This window comes from Dyadobacter chenwenxiniae, from assembly GCF_022869785.1.
Taxonomy (GTDB): domain Bacteria; phylum Bacteroidota; class Bacteroidia; order Cytophagales; family Spirosomataceae; genus Dyadobacter; species Dyadobacter chenwenxiniae.
Window position 1 is genome coordinate 6760920 of the sequence record NZ_CP094997.1, and the last position, 15206, is coordinate 6776125.

The 15206-nt window shown below is 43.2% G+C and carries 15 protein-coding genes; all 15 read right to left on the reverse strand.

All coding sequences use genetic code 11. The features are described from left to right. Position 1 precedes the first annotated feature (1 nt). The 15 genes from nagA to MUK70_RS29125 all read right to left on the reverse strand — a co-directional run bounded on the left by nagA (position 2) and on the right by MUK70_RS29125 (position 15201). Positions 2-1111, reverse strand: a complete 1110-nt coding sequence (nagA, locus tag MUK70_RS29055) for an N-acetylglucosamine-6-phosphate deacetylase (RefSeq protein ID WP_234657912.1) — start codon at positions 1109-1111, stop codon at positions 2-4. A gap of 59 nt (positions 1112-1170) precedes the next feature. Beyond that, positions 1171-1731: a pentapeptide repeat-containing protein gene (locus MUK70_RS29060; RefSeq protein ID WP_234657913.1), complete on the reverse strand. Its 561-nt coding sequence runs from the start codon at positions 1729-1731 to the stop codon at positions 1171-1173. Positions 1732-1754: 23 nt separating this feature from the next. Further along, positions 1755-2051 carry a thioredoxin gene (trxA, locus tag MUK70_RS29065; protein WP_234603814.1) on the reverse strand — a complete coding sequence of 99 codons (297 nt, stop codon included), beginning with the start codon at positions 2049-2051 and terminating at the stop codon, positions 1755-1757. A 67-nt stretch (positions 2052-2118) separates the two neighbouring features. Further along, complete coding sequence (locus MUK70_RS29070) at positions 2119-3168, reverse strand: acyltransferase family protein (RefSeq protein WP_234657914.1); 1050 nt, start codon at positions 3166-3168, stop codon at positions 2119-2121. 55 nt (positions 3169-3223) lie between these two features. Next, entirely contained in the window at positions 3224-4555 is a 1332-nt protein-coding gene (locus MUK70_RS29075) for a hypothetical protein (protein ID WP_234657915.1), read from the reverse strand. Continuing rightward, on the reverse strand, positions 4552-5439 hold the full coding sequence (locus MUK70_RS29080) for a glycosyltransferase family 2 protein (RefSeq protein ID WP_234657916.1): 888 nt from the start codon (positions 5437-5439) through the stop codon (positions 4552-4554). Before MUK70_RS29080 ends, MUK70_RS29075 begins: the two co-directional genes overlap by 4 nt. Before the next feature lie 27 nt (positions 5440-5466). Further along, positions 5467-6417: a hypothetical protein gene (locus tag MUK70_RS29085; protein ID WP_234657917.1), complete on the reverse strand. Its 951-nt coding sequence runs from the start codon at positions 6415-6417 to the stop codon at positions 5467-5469. A 6-nt stretch (positions 6418-6423) separates the two neighbouring features. Then, on the reverse strand, positions 6424-7182 hold the full coding sequence (locus tag MUK70_RS29090; protein ID WP_234657918.1) for a DUF5672 family protein: 759 nt from the start codon (positions 7180-7182) through the stop codon (positions 6424-6426). Then, on the reverse strand, positions 7182-8165 hold the full coding sequence (locus MUK70_RS29095) for a glycosyltransferase family protein (protein WP_234603805.1): 984 nt from the start codon (positions 8163-8165) through the stop codon (positions 7182-7184). The genes MUK70_RS29090 and MUK70_RS29095 overlap by 1 nt, the downstream gene beginning before the upstream one ends. Next, positions 8162-9385: a glycosyltransferase family 4 protein gene (locus MUK70_RS29100; protein ID WP_234657919.1), complete on the reverse strand. Its 1224-nt coding sequence runs from the start codon at positions 9383-9385 to the stop codon at positions 8162-8164. The genes MUK70_RS29095 and MUK70_RS29100 overlap by 4 nt, the downstream gene beginning before the upstream one ends. 61 nt (positions 9386-9446) lie before the next feature. Further along, entirely contained in the window at positions 9447-10106 is a 660-nt protein-coding gene (locus tag MUK70_RS29105) for an acetyltransferase (RefSeq protein ID WP_234657921.1), read from the reverse strand. Between the two features lie 2 nt (positions 10107-10108). Further along, positions 10109-10807: a WbqC family protein gene (locus tag MUK70_RS29110; protein ID WP_234657922.1), complete on the reverse strand. Its 699-nt coding sequence runs from the start codon at positions 10805-10807 to the stop codon at positions 10109-10111. Between the two features lie 6 nt (positions 10808-10813). After that, on the reverse strand, positions 10814-12862 hold the full coding sequence (locus tag MUK70_RS29115) for an ArnT family glycosyltransferase (protein WP_234658049.1): 2049 nt from the start codon (positions 12860-12862) through the stop codon (positions 10814-10816). Position 12863: 1 nt separating this feature from the next. Then, a complete protein-coding gene (locus MUK70_RS29120) occupies positions 12864-13949 on the reverse strand; it encodes a DegT/DnrJ/EryC1/StrS family aminotransferase (protein WP_234657924.1) in 1086 nt (361 codons plus the stop codon). Next, on the reverse strand, positions 13942-15201 hold the full coding sequence (locus MUK70_RS29125; RefSeq protein ID WP_234603800.1) for an ABC transporter ATP-binding protein: 1260 nt from the start codon (positions 15199-15201) through the stop codon (positions 13942-13944). The genes MUK70_RS29120 and MUK70_RS29125 overlap by 8 nt, the downstream gene beginning before the upstream one ends. Between the last annotated feature and the right edge of the window lie 5 nt (positions 15202-15206).

Genomic DNA, 15206 nt, shown 5'->3' on the forward strand with positions numbered 1-15206 from the left:
ATTACATTTTCAAAACCGAGAAATTTTCCAGATTATCATCAAATGTGGTGAATGTTGCAGGGTAACCAATAGCAATGCTGCCAATCTGTTTTTCCAGTCCCAATGCTTTTGCAGGCCTGATTGTAGCCATTTCTATGGCTTCCTGCAAAGGAATGCCAATTATATTGACCGCATTACGAACCGCGTCGGGCAATGATATGGTGGCTCCGGCGAGGTTCCCATCCGAGTTGGTATAGCGACCGTCTTTCAAGTAAGCATCAAATTCACCCCATTTGAATTCTGTTACTTTTTCGCCTAAAAACAATGCGTCTGAAATTAGGAACAGCTTGTCTTTCTTGATCTTATAAGCCACACTGGCTGCACCAAAATCGCAATGCACTCCGTCGATTATTAGCGGTGCATACACATTTTCATTATCAAATGTAGCGCCAACTAGGCCCGGTGCACGGTGACCAAATGCCGACATGGCGTTGTACAAATGCGTAACAAGCTGAATTCCCTGGTTAAATGCTGCGGTTGCTTCGTCGTAAGTTGCGTTAGAATGGCCTGCGGAGACGGTTATGCCGGATTCCAGCAGCATTTGGATTTGTTCGGTCGTGAACATTTCCGGTGCAATGGTGATCAGCTTGATAATGTCTTTTCCGTGATAAATTACTTCCCTTAACTCAGCGTCCGTCGGTTTGCGCACGTAGGCCGTTAAATGTGCGCCACGTTTGATAGGATTAAGGAACGGTCCTTCCAAATGCATTCCCAAAACGCCGGAATGTGGATTTTTTTCGATGTAGTTACGCGTTGCTTCAATGCTTTTCAGGATATTTTCCTGCGGAGAAGTAATGAGCGTGGGAAGCACGTAGGCTGTTCCGGTTTTTACACTAGCCTGATAAATATCGTCAATGGTTTCTTCGTCAGCACGTTCTGTGAAATAGAATTTCTCGCCGCCGTTGATATGACTGTCAAAAAGGCCGGGCGCGAGATTGGCAACGCGCGTTACCGTTGGATCCGGTTCAGCGTATTCCATGCCGGCAATCTGACCTTCTATGACTTGTATAAGTTGGTTTCTAAGAATTTCCTGACCGGTATAAACGGTTTCGGCAAACAATTGAAGTGACATAATTGAATAGGTAGATTTAGACGCGCCAAGAAACGAAAAATGCGCAGGCGGTCAAAATGCTACTTGATAATAATGTCAAATTTGGTCAGCAGGCCAGCCAGATCCGAAGAAAGGAATTTGGCCTTGCGAATGTTGTTACTGGTTGGGTCGATGGTAAAATTCTTGCTGTTGGAGAAGTCAACGCCTGCTAAATTGGTGTTGGCAAAAACAGCATCCCAGAAGTCACAATTGTAGAATTTAGACTTGGATAAGTCGGCTTGTGTGAAGTCTGCTCCATGAATCTTGCAGTTACTGAATGCAGATTTGTTCAATTTCTTTTGTTCAAAAATTGCATAATCCAGGATGCAGTTTTCAAACCTGGCCGCAAATGCAAAGTCCTTCGATTCAGAAAAATTAACACCCAGCAATTTGCAGTTGATAAACTCAATATCAGAAATCTTGCAATTTTTGACGCTTGCATTGCTCATGTTACAATCCTGAAAAATGCAGTCGATGAAGTCAATGCCTGAAAGATCAGAGAACGTGCAGTTGAGAAATTTGACTTGTTCGTAACTGGTTTCAGTCAGATCTTCAATGCTGAAATTTTTGTTTTCAATGACTTCCAAATCGTTGCCTCTCAAAATTTCCGGGATTACGTTAACTATTAGATGTATTTCTGAATAATGGATTTCAGTTGATCTGCCTGCACAACGCCGGATTGTCTCCACATGGGTTTGCCGTGTTTAAAAACAATCAAAGTAGGCACGCCCTGGATTTTGTAAGCATTAGCAGCGGATTTGTTCTTATCGACGTCCACTTTAATGATGGTTGCGGAGTCGCCGAGTTCGGATTTTACTTTTTCCAAAATGGGCTTCATCATTTTACAGGGACCGCACCATTCTGCTGAAAAATCGACGAGAACGGGCTTATTGCTGTTGATGAGTTCTGAAAATGTGGCCATGATTTCTGCTTTGGTTTATTAGGATAACCATTCAAAACAATGAAAGGTTTACCTGTTTACTCAATTTTCATTCCAACAAATTCTTCAACAGCTTCCCCGCCCTTTTCTCAATAAACTCGTAAGTGAAATGCGAATAAAGGATCGTGAGCGAAATGGAGATGACCAGCGAAATGGCGATCATCCCTTCATTAACAGGCGATTTCAATGCGCGAAAAAGGACTACGTTGACCAAAATCAGTACAATAGCGTGGTTCAAATAAATGGAATAGGAGATTTTTCCCAGATATTGAAATGAACCACTTTTAAGCAGTTGTGTCACGACTCCTTTTGAACTTGCAAAAATGACAATCCCCACCGCAAAGATGAACGGGAAAACAAGTTTCCATAAGTTAAGGTCGTAATGATGAACAGCATACATAGCTGAAATCAGGAATATCAGGAAAGGAATTTCAAACGCAGACAAGCTGAATGTTCGTTTGCTTAATACGAGGTTTGTAAATATCCCCAACGAAAAACAAAGCAGTCCGCGGACAAAACCATAGTCATAAGCCAATAGATATTCGCCTCTTGATATAATAAAAATACCTGATAATAAAGCAATTATCGCAAAAGTGACATACTTCACTTTTGGTAAAAGCAAAATAACCAGCCCAAAAAAAGCATACGAAACCATTTCGGAAGAGATGGACCAGGCCGGATAATTATTACTGATCCAGGAGCCGAAAACGGGCGTAGAACCCATGAATGTGAGCGTGTCAAAGGCTGTGTAAGCATAATAGCGCAGCCCAAGCTCGCCAACATTTTTCATAGGACTGCTTTCGCCGATCAGACTGGCGATAATAAAGATGACTTCTGTGTAAAAAAGAAGCGGGAACAACCTGATAAACCGCTTTTTGAGAAACGTGCCAAAATCCTTTCCGGTGCTGATCCTTTCAACGTAATTCATCGCGATCACAAAACCGCTCAAAACGAAGAAAAAGTCAACAAAAAGACTGGAATTGATGACAAAGAAGTTGTTGTAAAAGACCGATTCTTTGAACGCATTATGATGGTGGGCGATCACGAGAATGGAAAAAATGCCTCTTAGTCCATCTAATTGTTCAACGCGGTCTCTCATGAGCAGGTTTCGCTGGCTCTTCGAAAATCGCCCAACGACTAATTTTTAAAAAGGGTTAGCTGGTAACCGTTGTGAGTTGAGTTGTTGCGGATCGTCTGGGAATATTATCCAGATATTTGATGCCCAAAAACCGGATCATAACCAGGTAAGGAAACCAGAATGCAATGTCGTAGGGCCTTCCGCCGGTGAATAGCAACACCATTAAAGAGAAAAAGAAATAAGCCAGGAAAGTGGTCAGCGGATTCGTATATCGCCGGACTTCGCGCACGGCGTAAACGAAAAGGAAAAAGTTGAATCCTGCGAAAAACACAAATCCGAAAACGCCATGGCTCACCCAGGATTCCAGAAGGGGAATGTCCAGATAGTCCGATTTGTAGCCTCTGCCGAGGAAAACATCCCATGAAAATAAGGTCTCTGTGAATTCACCAAATCCGCCTACACGACCCATTGCGGAGGCATCCGTGTCCGCAGTTTCCGTTATCCTTACGCCCGTTGAAGTAAAAATTACGTCCAGGATCCGGTTTTCAAAAGCGTCCCAATAACCCAAGAGCATATCCAAAACATTACCATAACGAATTAAAAAGTATCGGATGCCCAGGATAATCAGCACAATGAAAGCCATGTTCTTCATTTTGAAAGCGCTCCCGATGGCGGAAAAGACATTCGAAATTTTGAATTGCAGGATGAAGTAAGCAAGGATCATAATGCCAACGGCCAGATAACTGGATTTGGCGAGTGCAATAACGATAACCCCCAGGCTGAACAGCACCGAGAAAAACAGGAACAATTTGGTAAAAATACCGGGCGTCCTGCCCAGCATCACCATGCCGGACAGCATGCAAATAATGCCGTTTCGGGCTGTAATGTGCGGATTTCCACCGGGTTGTGCGCCTTCGTTGGCAAAGCTTACCGCGGCACGCATTCCGGGCGTCCAGTTGGGGTCGTTCAGGATAGAATAGACCAATGTAATGTTGGTAAACAATGACATCAGAAAAAGGATCATGATCAGCGTGTCCTTCACATCGTTAGGAACATGCATTAGGAGTATCAGGAAGCCGAAAATGAAGACGTAGTTCCCAATGTCTGCAACGGATTTGCCCTGCTTGTTGATAAAAAAGAAATAATATAATGTAAGCAGAAGAAAGCCGAGACCGAGGTTAAAGAGGATCACATTAGGCTTGTAAAGTCTCTTAAAGAGGTGCATAGGCACCATCAGACACAAAGCCAGGGCGAAAAATATGGCGGTAAACACGCTGCTAGCCGGCCCAATACCCAAAGTATCCCGAATGAAAAAGATCAGCGGGAAACCATTGAACATCATGGCGATGCCGATGGAATATCTGAGATTATTAAAGTTGGTGGCTATATTAAGTAGACTCCAATTCATCTGGAAAATCTGAAACGGATATATTGTAAATCTAATCGCACTGCGAAATAGAGGATTTTACGAACTCGGCACCAAAGATACCTTATTTTGTTGGAAGCTGCTGAACCGTTCGTTGAAATGTACAATTTTTGGATCTTCGCATGTTCCTCTTTTCCTACCGACGCAATCGTAGACGACTTCGCATCCGGGTGCACCCGCAATGCGCCTCCCAGGCCCTCAACTTTTCTAACCCTGGTCGATTTTTGATACGTGTAACGTGTTATGAACTCGTAATCAAAGGCGAAACGGTAAGATTCATCAAACTTTCCATATTTTTCAATCAATGCCCGCTTGAAAAACAGCGTCTGATTATGGATTTGCATTCCTTCTAGAATCTGGCAATCAAAGCTGTATGAAGTTGTTTTCAAAATTTCGGTGACCTCATCTTCCGGGGTTATCATGTAGAGGTCGCCGTAAATGATGTCATCTTCCTGGTTTAAGGCTGCTTTCCCAAAACGAGCAAAAGTGTCCGGAAAATATACATCATCGGAATTTTGGAAACCGATATAATCGCCTGTTGCTTTTTCAAGACCTTTATTAATGGCATGCACCTGGCCACGGTCTTTTTCTGAAACCCACCAGGAAAGATATTTTTCGTATTTTTTGATCACTTCAACACTGTGATCCGTTGAGCCGCCGTCAACGATAATGTATTCCAGGTTGGGATAATTTTGGTTTAAAACACTTAAAATCGTTCTTTCCAGAAAATCAGCTTGGTTATAGGACGGCGTTATGATCGTTAATTTCGGATAATCCTGCTGATCAGTGGTGTTCTCAGAGCCGTTAATTTTAAGTTCAGATATAAAATTCCGCAAGTCCTGCGTATTTTTTTCTAGGAAGTGCATATAGTCCTGATTTTCCGCTTTGGTGATTTAAAACTGGTCAATGAATGCAGTGATCGATTTTAATTTCGCTGCCATATTATTTCTTAGAATCCTGTTTTCCCGGATCTTGGCAGGTTTGCCATAACCTGGCTGCCGATCGGAAGGAAGTAACTTTTTGTATTTGTCCAGTGTTTTTTTGTAGATGTTAAACAATGCATGAAAAGCATTATTTGCCGGCATAAGGGCAATGTGATTGGACCATACGGGATCAAAAAAATCCAGTCCTGCAAAATCGAGCGATATCAGTGGCTTTCCATCAATGTGATAATCGCCATTTCGCATTTGAAGATCATTATTAAGAATGGAATGCAGCCCGTAATGCCAGCCAGGATGCCCAATTTGTGTTGTTTCGGGAATCCATACCAATGTATAATTAAGCCACAATTGATCCATATTCTTGCCATTGCAAAGATCAAATTCAGCACGGTCGACGGTTCTTTCCGCCCACCAGTTTAACATTTTCAGCGTTTTCTCACCACATTTCAACATCCAGCTGCCGGAATGGAACATGCCAATGTTTAAAATCCGCTTGTCGTCCAGAATCTGGGAAGGGGCGAGTGGCTTTTTGATGTTAGGTGTTAAATGAATGTTGGAATCAGGATTGATAACATCTTCAAATGGTTTCACCAGAATGACCGACGGAGCCAGGAAAACAAGATTTTCGCAATCCTTGTGCAGGCGCAGCAGTGCTAATGCAAACCACGGACGGCAAGCTGCAGTTAATTCAAAGTTGTAATACTGAGCCTCCATATTTTTCCAGGCCGGAATTTCCGCCTGCTCAATGGTCAGTACTCTGATGTGTGACGGGACTTGTATTGGTGTATCGTCAACCCAGCAAAGATAAAATGTATGGTTCGGCTGGTGAAGCAAAACCGAATCGGCCAAAGCGAGCGCATGGGCAAGGTTGATTCTGTTACAAACCGTGTAAATAATGTTCATGTGCAACTAGTCCGCTTCCGGCAATGATTTGAAATAAGGCAATTGATTAATATTTTCCTTCGAAATGCCGGTTAATGCAAAGGGTAAAGTTTTGTTTAAATCAATGTTAGCTGCATCCATAGCAAAGTGGTTGCGAACAATGTTTGTAGGTTTCCGCAAATAAGGCCAAAACCGGTTCGCTTCAATTTCCCAAAAAACAGAATCGGCATTCAAAAAATCATCAATATGCCGATAGCGATAAACCTCTTTTTGCTTCGCTTTAATTGTACTGATCATGCGTTCTATGCGGCAAAGATAGATCCCATTGTTGGCATATGCGTGCCCGAACAGTCGTTTTTCATCTTCTTTCAGGCCAGAGAGCCTCGCAACCATTCCGGAAAGCCGCTTAATGTTGTCGGTTTCCAGCGGTCCGGCTTTCAGATAATCATAACCTTGCTTACACCAGTAATAGAGCTCATCGCGGATAACCCAGCTATTTAATTCATGAATGAGAAGAAAATCGCACCAGCTGAAACGGTCATAAAAATCCTCCATAAGCAGTAATCCCGCAAGGGCAGCTCGCGACAGGAAGTATTTTTCAGGGAAATAAATTACATCAATATCTTCATTATGCTCCTTGACAATTGAAAGATCTGCGCCCTCATAAGTGATGAAAATGACTGGATATTTATCAAGCGTATTAAGGCAATGATGCAGGAGTCTTTCTTCTGTGGGGTTGATCTGCGGATCGAGAATGGGCACAATAACGGATACAAGCTCTTTCATCAGGTTGTTTCCAGCTGATCAATAATGTAGTTCAAAGGCATTTTCAGCAGCTTTCGTACGCGCTGATAACGACGAACAGGGGTAGGTTTGATGTAAGCGCAGTGATATTTGCGATAATATGCATTGCCGTTGTTGATCAGGCTGTTCCGATAAAGGTCAAATAAAGCCGTCAGATCCGGGCGTGCTGAAAGTTCGAAGCGATCCTGGTATTTGGACAAAACACCAGGTTTTTGTGGATCATAACCGCTGTAATGAAAGAAAATCAGCGGATTCGTTCCATTTACGAAATGTGTGCCTTCTGATTCTGAAAATACTCTTTCGTGCAAATTCCAGTAAGCCGCATTATAACCCGGATTACGTTCCAAATGCGTGTTTGAGACAAATACTGGCAGAAAATTCATCCAGTTCTGATCTACAAAAAGACCATTACAAAGGTCGATAAGGCATTCATATCTCAATTTTTCTTCCCACCAATGGATAAATTCCGTGATCTCGGCGGATCTGCTGAAAGCCACAAAACCCAGGTTGTAAACGCCGGTATTCAAATGGTGAAGCTCGTTTGGTTTCAGCTGATCTTCAATCGGCGTATTAATGTGCGGTGTTAATACAGCTTTGTGCGTTGCTAATGAAGACAGTAATTCCGTCAGCGGTTGGAAAACGATAATGTCCGGATCAAAGTAAATGACGTTATCTGCTTCGGGATAATGTTTGAAAAAATAGGTAAAGTAAAATGGCTTTACGGCTGTATTGAGCTCAGTAATGTTGTATCTGTCAGCCATTTCCTGGAAATCCCGGATCTCGATCTTATCGATTTCGATCATTGGGAACTCAGTTGCATATCCTTTTTCAAAAACGACACCTTGCAATGAATCAACCAGACCGATAAAGAAAAGGACGTCCGGATTGGTGGATTTAAGTGAATCGCCTAATGTCCTGGCCTGGGCTAAATAATTTATGGAGCAAATTGTGAAGGCAATTGTCATTGATTCTGCTTTTCCGAAACCTGTAAAGGTAAATACTTTTGAATGATGGCTTCGACGCTTGCGACGCTTTTCTCTGTATTGTGCCTCTCCAATACTTTCTTTCTGCCATTACGGCCGAGCGTTTCACGCAGTGATGGATCCAGGACCAGCTGTATAATTGCCTCGGAGGCAGCAGAAATGTCCATATAAGGAACCACAAAGCCCGCATCTGATTCGATCAGTTCGGGTGCTCCGCCGGCATCTTCAAAACAAACCACCGGAATTTCCAGCAAAGCTGCTTCCAAAACCACAAGCGGATAAGGGTCTTCGCGCGAACTCAGGAGCAACACATCAAACCGGTTAATATAATCTAATGCGTGTGGCGTTGGCGGAACGAGAATGATCTTGTCGCTCAGTCCCATCAGCCGGATGTCGCTTTCAATCAATTCGTAAATTTCGTGTTGCGGACCTGCGCCGACCCATACGAAATAAACAGGCAACGGGCTGGTTTTATGAATAACCCGTTTAGCTATCCAGTTGAAAATATCGTTTCCTTTACGCCATTCTGCATTTCCGCAACCACCGATCACGATCGCATCATGCGGCACATTGTATGTTTTTTCCAAAATATCACGCTGCACCGTTTTCACCTTCCGATCAATGTGCTCGTGATCAATAAGTGTGAAAGTGCTGACCTGATTTTCGGGATAACTGTATTTCCTGATATAGTAATTGGCGACTGCGTTTGAGACGGCGATAACATGCCCCGCTTTTTTCAGCATGAAACTCAATTGCTTTTCATGTGAATAAAGCTTTACAGCCATGCCCAGCTCGTGCACAAATAGCACAAGGGGTAAATGGTGCAGGAATTTCAGAAACTCAGAGTAAACGCCCGAATTGGCAATGGAATTTACAAAGACAAGCCCGATATTCTGATGAGACAACTCATTTGCAATCCTTTCGTTGATCTTGTGTGCCGAATGCTGCTGGTAATATTTATAGAGCGGGACTTTTTTAAGCAGTTTTCCGGTAAGTGGAGTGGCGGTTACTTTGATGTTTTGATATAAACGGGTTACACCAACAACTTCTTCAAAATCTTTTTCCAGCTCTCCGCCGCTGCAAAGCAACAAATGCATAGGAACGCCTCGCTCTTTCAATAGTCTTAGCAATTGCAGCAGCAGCAACTGGCTCCCTGCGCGATTGGCGTCATGACTTACAAATAAGATTTTCTTATGCTCCATTACCCAGTAAATTGCTGTCTCAAAATTCGGTTACCCGATTACATTCTTCACCCGGATATGCTCAATAAGCCTCAAAGCTCTTCTTACCCGGCACTTTTTTGGCCGGATTTCCAATGTATATTCCCCATTCCTCGGTTTCCCTGGTGATAGCAGATGCCATACCCACCAAAGTTCCCTGTGCGATGGTCGTGTAATCGCGAATTGTACTGTTGACACCAAAAAAAGAATAAGATTCAACAACACAATGGCCTGAAAGCACTACATGGGAAGTAAAGAATGCGTGGTCTTTAATCTGACCGTGGTGGCCAATGTGATTTCCGCTCCACATGACAACATTATTTCCAACGGTTGTAAAAGGCTGAATGGTGTTGTCTTCCAGGATAAAACAGTTATCGCCGATAACACTCCTGTCAAAAATGGTGGCGTGCGAACTGACGTACGAAATGAACTTGTAACCTTTGGATTTTGCTTCATTGAAAATCCCTTCGCGGTTCCGGTTCATGTTTCTGCCGGTCATCGGAGCGAAAAAAGCGTATTCAGCAGGAGGAAAAAGGGAGGCAACATCTTCAAAAGCGACAACGGGCAGCCCTTTAAAGGATTCATCCTGAATATATTGGCGATTAATCGTGAAAGCGACTATTTCATGCTCTGAATCGTGGGTCAGATAATAGTGTGCCAGTTCCGCTGTGTCGAGTACTCCAAAAACGATAACCTTAGCCATTGTTAAATAAGTTCGTATGCCTTTAAATGTTCCTTAATGTGCTCCGGATCGTTAAACATCAGGATATCTATAATCGACAACCAAGGTACGAAAGCATTTTTAAATTGGGGATACGGGCTTGCAACACTTTTGATGAAGTCAAGTTTTATCCCTTCCTTTTCAAATTTCTCTTTATCATACAATTCCATCCCACCAATCGGATTAATGTAATGGCTGGCATTTTCTTGCTTACAAATATCCAGAATTCTTTCCTGACCTTTTAAGTGTGTGTTTTGATATATCATGGATGAGGGCACAATTTCAGTCGTGATTTCCATGTATTCGCACGTCCTTTTCAGCGCCTGAAAGGTCAGTTCGTATATTGTTTGAACGTCTAAATTTACAATTTCTTCGATCAGAACAAAAACCTTTTGAAAATAGGGGGCTTTCTGATAGGATTGCTGAAGGGTTTTCAAAAACTTTTTTTGCCAGGGTTCGCTTTTCGAAAGTTCTACCTCGTTAATAAGCTTATTCTGGCTCGCGTCTTTGAGCGGGATAGTAAAAAGGTGAGCCTGACCGGACACCAGCACATTGTTTCTGTTGATCCACCCCTTATTGATAAAATTCACATCATCGTAAATAATGAATTTATCAACGGCGTTAATCAGCTGAAAATAGCCTATATATGGAAATATATAAGGCTGCATAATGGCGATGGTCATGAATGGCTATTTAAGCTTTCTGAGATAATAATCTTCTCCCTGGACAGCCACGTTGGTGATTGTCGTATCGCTCCCTAAACGAATGTCGGTGGGTAAAGATTTGATGCGGCTGGTGTCATTGATCACGCTTTTGGCATAAAAAAGATAATCCGCGTCCTTCGGAATCGGTTTCAAACCTTGTTCAAAAGGATTAATGCTGATCAGTTTACGAGAAAGATCTTCGCCATAAAGCGGATATTCGAAATCATCATTAATGGTCGCCAGTGCAACGGTCGCGTCTTTTGGAACAATGGAATCAAATGTCTGATATGCCTTCGTAATGTCGGGACGCGCGAATGTTTGCAAATGGATCCTGTCGGTTTGCAACGCAGATTTATACCCGTAAGCTGCGATAGGAAGGCAGCGAATGTTCAGATAAACCGACATCACCGCCGAAACGCAGGCCAGCCCGACAACAAGCATAATGTATCCTTTCCAAACGTTCCGTCGCGGTTTAAGGATTGATAACCGGTGGTTTGAAAACAACAATAAGAGGAATAGAACGCCGAATAAGCCAGTCTCTATAAAATATCTCCCTTTAAATGGATCGTAAACGGCAGAGTAGGAGATCGCTGCAAAGTGGAGGCAGAATGCCAGGGCTAAAAACGAATGCACGCGGGATCGGAAGACGCGGATCAATGTGAAAAATATCAATGGCAATATCAGCGCAAAACCAAAAACACCCCAGTATGGATTGGCATTGAAGTTATCAAACCGGCGCTGGAAAGAAAAAGGTACGATCGCATATTCGGTCTCTTCGTCCAGCCGCATGCGCAATTTGTCTTCCAGAATGACAAGTGGCTTGCGAATGGTTGTATTTAAATCGTATCCCCACTGTGCATTGCGAATGCCATCCAGGTTACAAAATTCGTAGGTGTAACGGACTACATTGCGGCTTCCCTGTTCGAAAAGGTTAGATAATGTGCCAAAACGCTCAACAGACTGATGTTTTAATGCGGTAGGCGGGCCTATGGGATGCCCGAAAACCATAATGTTCTTGATATAACCTGTCGGAAATGTATAAACGAGCATCGCAAGCGAAATAGCAGCCGCCAGTTTCCAGAATCTGTGAAAAAACACTTTAAAATCCGGTGCCAGGAACACCGTGTAAAGCATGATTACAAAAACGGACGGTAATAACAATGCAAAAGTTATTTTATGCCCGAAAACCACCCCGAACGCGAGGCCTGATAAATACAAATATTTGTTGTTGCGCGTGCTGTAATAGGTGAAAAGGAAATAAAGCAGGCAGCTTAGGTAAGCGGTTAAAACAATGTCCGTTTCGGTGGTTACAGCCTGCATTAAGAAGTTCAAGAACATGCCGTAAGCCAGTGCGCAAAAGAAACTTGCAGATAAGTTCCGGCCGATGCGCTGCGCAATTCCAAACACGCAAACGAGCGTGATGTAATAGGAAGTATGGTGAATTAGTTTGAACGCATTTTCGATCTTTCCGCTGATCAGATAACTGTAAATCTGGATCGTTGTGAGACTTTTGGGATAAGTGTCCATATTCCAGTTCGTCCCTCCGAAATGAGCCATTGTGCCATGTTGAATGTATCGGATGGCTCGGTTCAAATGGCCTGTCATGCTGTCCCATTCATTTGGCACCGTGAAAAGCACGAGAATGAGGTTGGTCACTGCGATCACAGCAATGGTGCCAAACATGAAGAAAAATATTGTTTTCAGATAAACGGAAAGCTCCTTTGTCCAAAACCGGAAGGTTTCTGCCCTGTTGGCAATGACGTCACGAATGGAGTAGGAGGGCTGTGACTGGATCAACGAGGTCCAGATTACATAATGCAGGCTTAAGGCAACGAATGTGGCCATGATCCATGCCCAGGTTTGTGCGGTAAGATCTAATGCAGATAGTACAAAACCTGCCGGGATGACGCTTCCCACGAATAGCATGAAACAAACAATGAGCCATTCTGCCAGGGACGGCTGGGCTATTTTTTTTGCAACGAAACTAATGCTGTATAAAAACAGTAAGAAGGCAAGCCAGTAAACAAAACCCATGCTATTCTGGTAATAAATGAGCATTAACAATGCGGGAAATCCGTTCTATATCAGAATACGGAAGGCCAACATATAAAGGCAAACTTAACACTCTTAGCGCGATATCCTCAGAAACCGGACAAGCAATTTGCCTTGGCATGAACGACAGCGTATTTAATGAAGGATAAAAATAGCGCCGCGGAATCACATCTTCTTCACGCAATGCATCCATAACCCGGAACATCACTTGCTCGGAAGGAAACACAACGGGGTAATAGGCGTAATTATATTCAATGTCTTTGCTGATAACCGGCTTGTAAAGCACATCCCAGTTAAGCATGCTGTTGTAAGCATCAAAAACTTCTTTGCGGGCAGCAATAATGTCTTTCACTAGGGGAAGATTTACCAAACCCATGGCTGCGTGGAATTCGGAATTCTTGCCATTGATCCCAGCATAAAGATAATGTTCATCGCCCTGATGGCCGAATGCACGCAAAAGGTGCAATTTCTTGTCGAGCTCGGGATGATTTGAAATTAATGCTCCGCCTTCAATGGTATGGAAAACTTTGGTGGCGTGAAAGCTGCATGTGCTTAAATCGCCATAGGAAAGCAGAGATTTGCCTTTATATGTGACGCCAAATGCATGCGCCGCGTCGTAAATTACTTTCAGGTTATGCTTTTTGGCAATGACTTCAATGGCCTCAATGTCGCATGGATTGCCATAAACGTGCGTGGCAAGAATCCCAGTTGTAGCAGGCGTGATTGAAGCCTCGATCAGCGCTGGATTTATATTAAAGGTCTGAGCGTCAATATCCACGAAAACGGGTGTGCAGTTTTCCCAGAGTATTGCATTGGAAGTAGCAACATAGGAAAAGGGCGTTGTAATCACCTCGCCTGAAATTTCAAGCGCCTTAATGGCGATTTGAAGGACGATCGTTCCGTTTCCGCAAAAATATAGGTGGTCAACCCCCAGGTATTTTTTTAATTCTGCTTCCAGTTCCTGAAGAACGGGACCATTATTGGTCAGATATCCGCGTTCCCAAATTTCCCGAACATATTGCAGATATTTTTCCTGGTCTGGTAAGAAGGTTTTAGTGACGTTAATCATTCACTACATGTTCAGTTTGGCGAATGGAAAAATTAAGTTGAGGGCGAATATATCCGGGCCATTTGCCATACCAGGTTACATTTTCACGATAATCCTCAATATCAAAAATAAGGGCTTCTTCCATGTTGTAGAGAACGGTGCTGGTGTCCTTTACAATCATCATAGAAACCACATAGGAACCGTCGTTCAGGAAATGGCCTGGAATTTCACAAACGCCGCTTACGAGGCCTTTGGAAAAAGTTTCAGCCTGCGTTCCCACATTGAAGATACACTCACCTGTAAACGTATACAAGTGCATGCTCAGGTTCAGGCTTGCGCCTTCAACCAGGTTCCAGAATTCAAATTGGAAATTGATAGGCGTACGGACGTCGATGTGGTTCAGATCGTCCTGATATTCAGGGAAAAGCTTAAATCTTTTGACACGGACCTGATCGTTACCCGGCGCATTTTCAATGTTGTCCCAATGCTTTTCAAGCGTTTTATGAGAAACCTTGCTCAGATAATTGGTAACGATATGTGTAGTTTCACCCTGATCAATCAACCTTCCTTTTTCAAAATAAAAGGATTTGTTGCAAAGGGCTTGAATGGCAGTCAGGTTATGGCTTACGAAAATCAATGTTCTTCCGCTTTCGGAAACATCACGCATCTTGCCAAGACATTTCTTCTGGAATTCGGTGTCGCCAACCGCTAAAACTTCGTCTACGATCAGGATTTCAGGGTTAAGGTGCGCTGCGATAGCAAAACCGAGCCGCACATACATCCCTGAGGAATATCTTTTAACCGGTGTATCCAAGAATTTTTCCACACCTGCAAAATCAACAATGGCATCAAATGACTGCCTGATCTCGCTTTTGGCCATTCCTAATATCGCACCGTTAAGGAAGATATTTTCGCGGCCTGTCAGTTCAGGATGAAAACCGGTTCCCACTTCCAGCAAGCTGGCAATGCGGCCTTCGATCTTGATCTGGCCTGTGGTGGGTTCCGTGATGCGGCTGAGGATTTTCAATAGTGTTGACTTCCCTGCGCCGTTGTGCCCCACGATCCCGATTCGGTCACCTTGATCAATGGAAAAGTTGATATCCTTTAATGCCCAAAATTCTTCTTTTTCGGCAAAATCGGAATTGTTCTGCTTGCGCGAGAACATTTTGTCAACCTGTTCGGTCACAATATCACGCAAGCTTGGAGAACCATTTTTACGTTGATGGTCTATAATATATTTCTTGCTGATGTCTTCAGCTACGATTACAGGCATGCCCA

Bases quoted from the DNA above. Each gene is read 5' to 3' on its own strand.
- MUK70_RS29075 (WP_234657915.1), bottom strand. From the start codon at position 4,555: ATGAATTGGAGTCTACTTAATATAGCCACCAACTTTAATAATCTCAGA.
- MUK70_RS29115 (WP_234658049.1), bottom strand. From the start codon at position 12,862: ATGGGTTTTGTTTACTGGCTTGCCTTCTTACTGTTTTTATACAGCATT.
- MUK70_RS29090 (WP_234657918.1), bottom strand. From the start codon at position 7,182: ATGAAAGAGCTTGTATCCGTTATTGTGCCCATTCTCGATCCGCAGATC.
- MUK70_RS29110 (WP_234657922.1), bottom strand. From the start codon at position 10,807: ATGACCATCGCCATTATGCAGCCTTATATATTTCCATATATAGGCTAT.
- MUK70_RS29125 (WP_234603800.1), bottom strand. From the start codon at position 15,201: ATGCCTGTAATCGTAGCTGAAGACATCAGCAAGAAATATATTATAGAC.
- MUK70_RS29100 (WP_234657919.1), bottom strand. From the start codon at position 9,385: ATGGAGCATAAGAAAATCTTATTTGTAAGTCATGACGCCAATCGCGCA.
- trxA (WP_234603814.1), bottom strand. From the start codon at position 2,051: ATGGCCACATTTTCAGAACTCATCAACAGCAATAAGCCCGTTCTCGTC.
- MUK70_RS29105 (WP_234657921.1), bottom strand. From the start codon at position 10,106: ATGGCTAAGGTTATCGTTTTTGGAGTACTCGACACAGCGGAACTGGCA.
- nagA (WP_234657912.1), bottom strand. From the start codon at position 1,111: ATGTCACTTCAATTGTTTGCCGAAACCGTTTATACCGGTCAGGAAATT.
- MUK70_RS29085 (WP_234657917.1), bottom strand. From the start codon at position 6,417: ATGAACATTATTTACACGGTTTGTAACAGAATCAACCTTGCCCATGCG.
- MUK70_RS29120 (WP_234657924.1), bottom strand. From the start codon at position 13,949: ATGATTAACGTCACTAAAACCTTCTTACCAGACCAGGAAAAATATCTG.
- MUK70_RS29070 (WP_234657914.1), bottom strand. From the start codon at position 3,168: ATGAGAGACCGCGTTGAACAATTAGATGGACTAAGAGGCATTTTTTCC.
- MUK70_RS29080 (WP_234657916.1), bottom strand. From the start codon at position 5,439: ATGCACTTCCTAGAAAAAAATACGCAGGACTTGCGGAATTTTATATCT.
- MUK70_RS29095 (WP_234603805.1), bottom strand. From the start codon at position 8,165: ATGACAATTGCCTTCACAATTTGCTCCATAAATTATTTAGCCCAGGCC.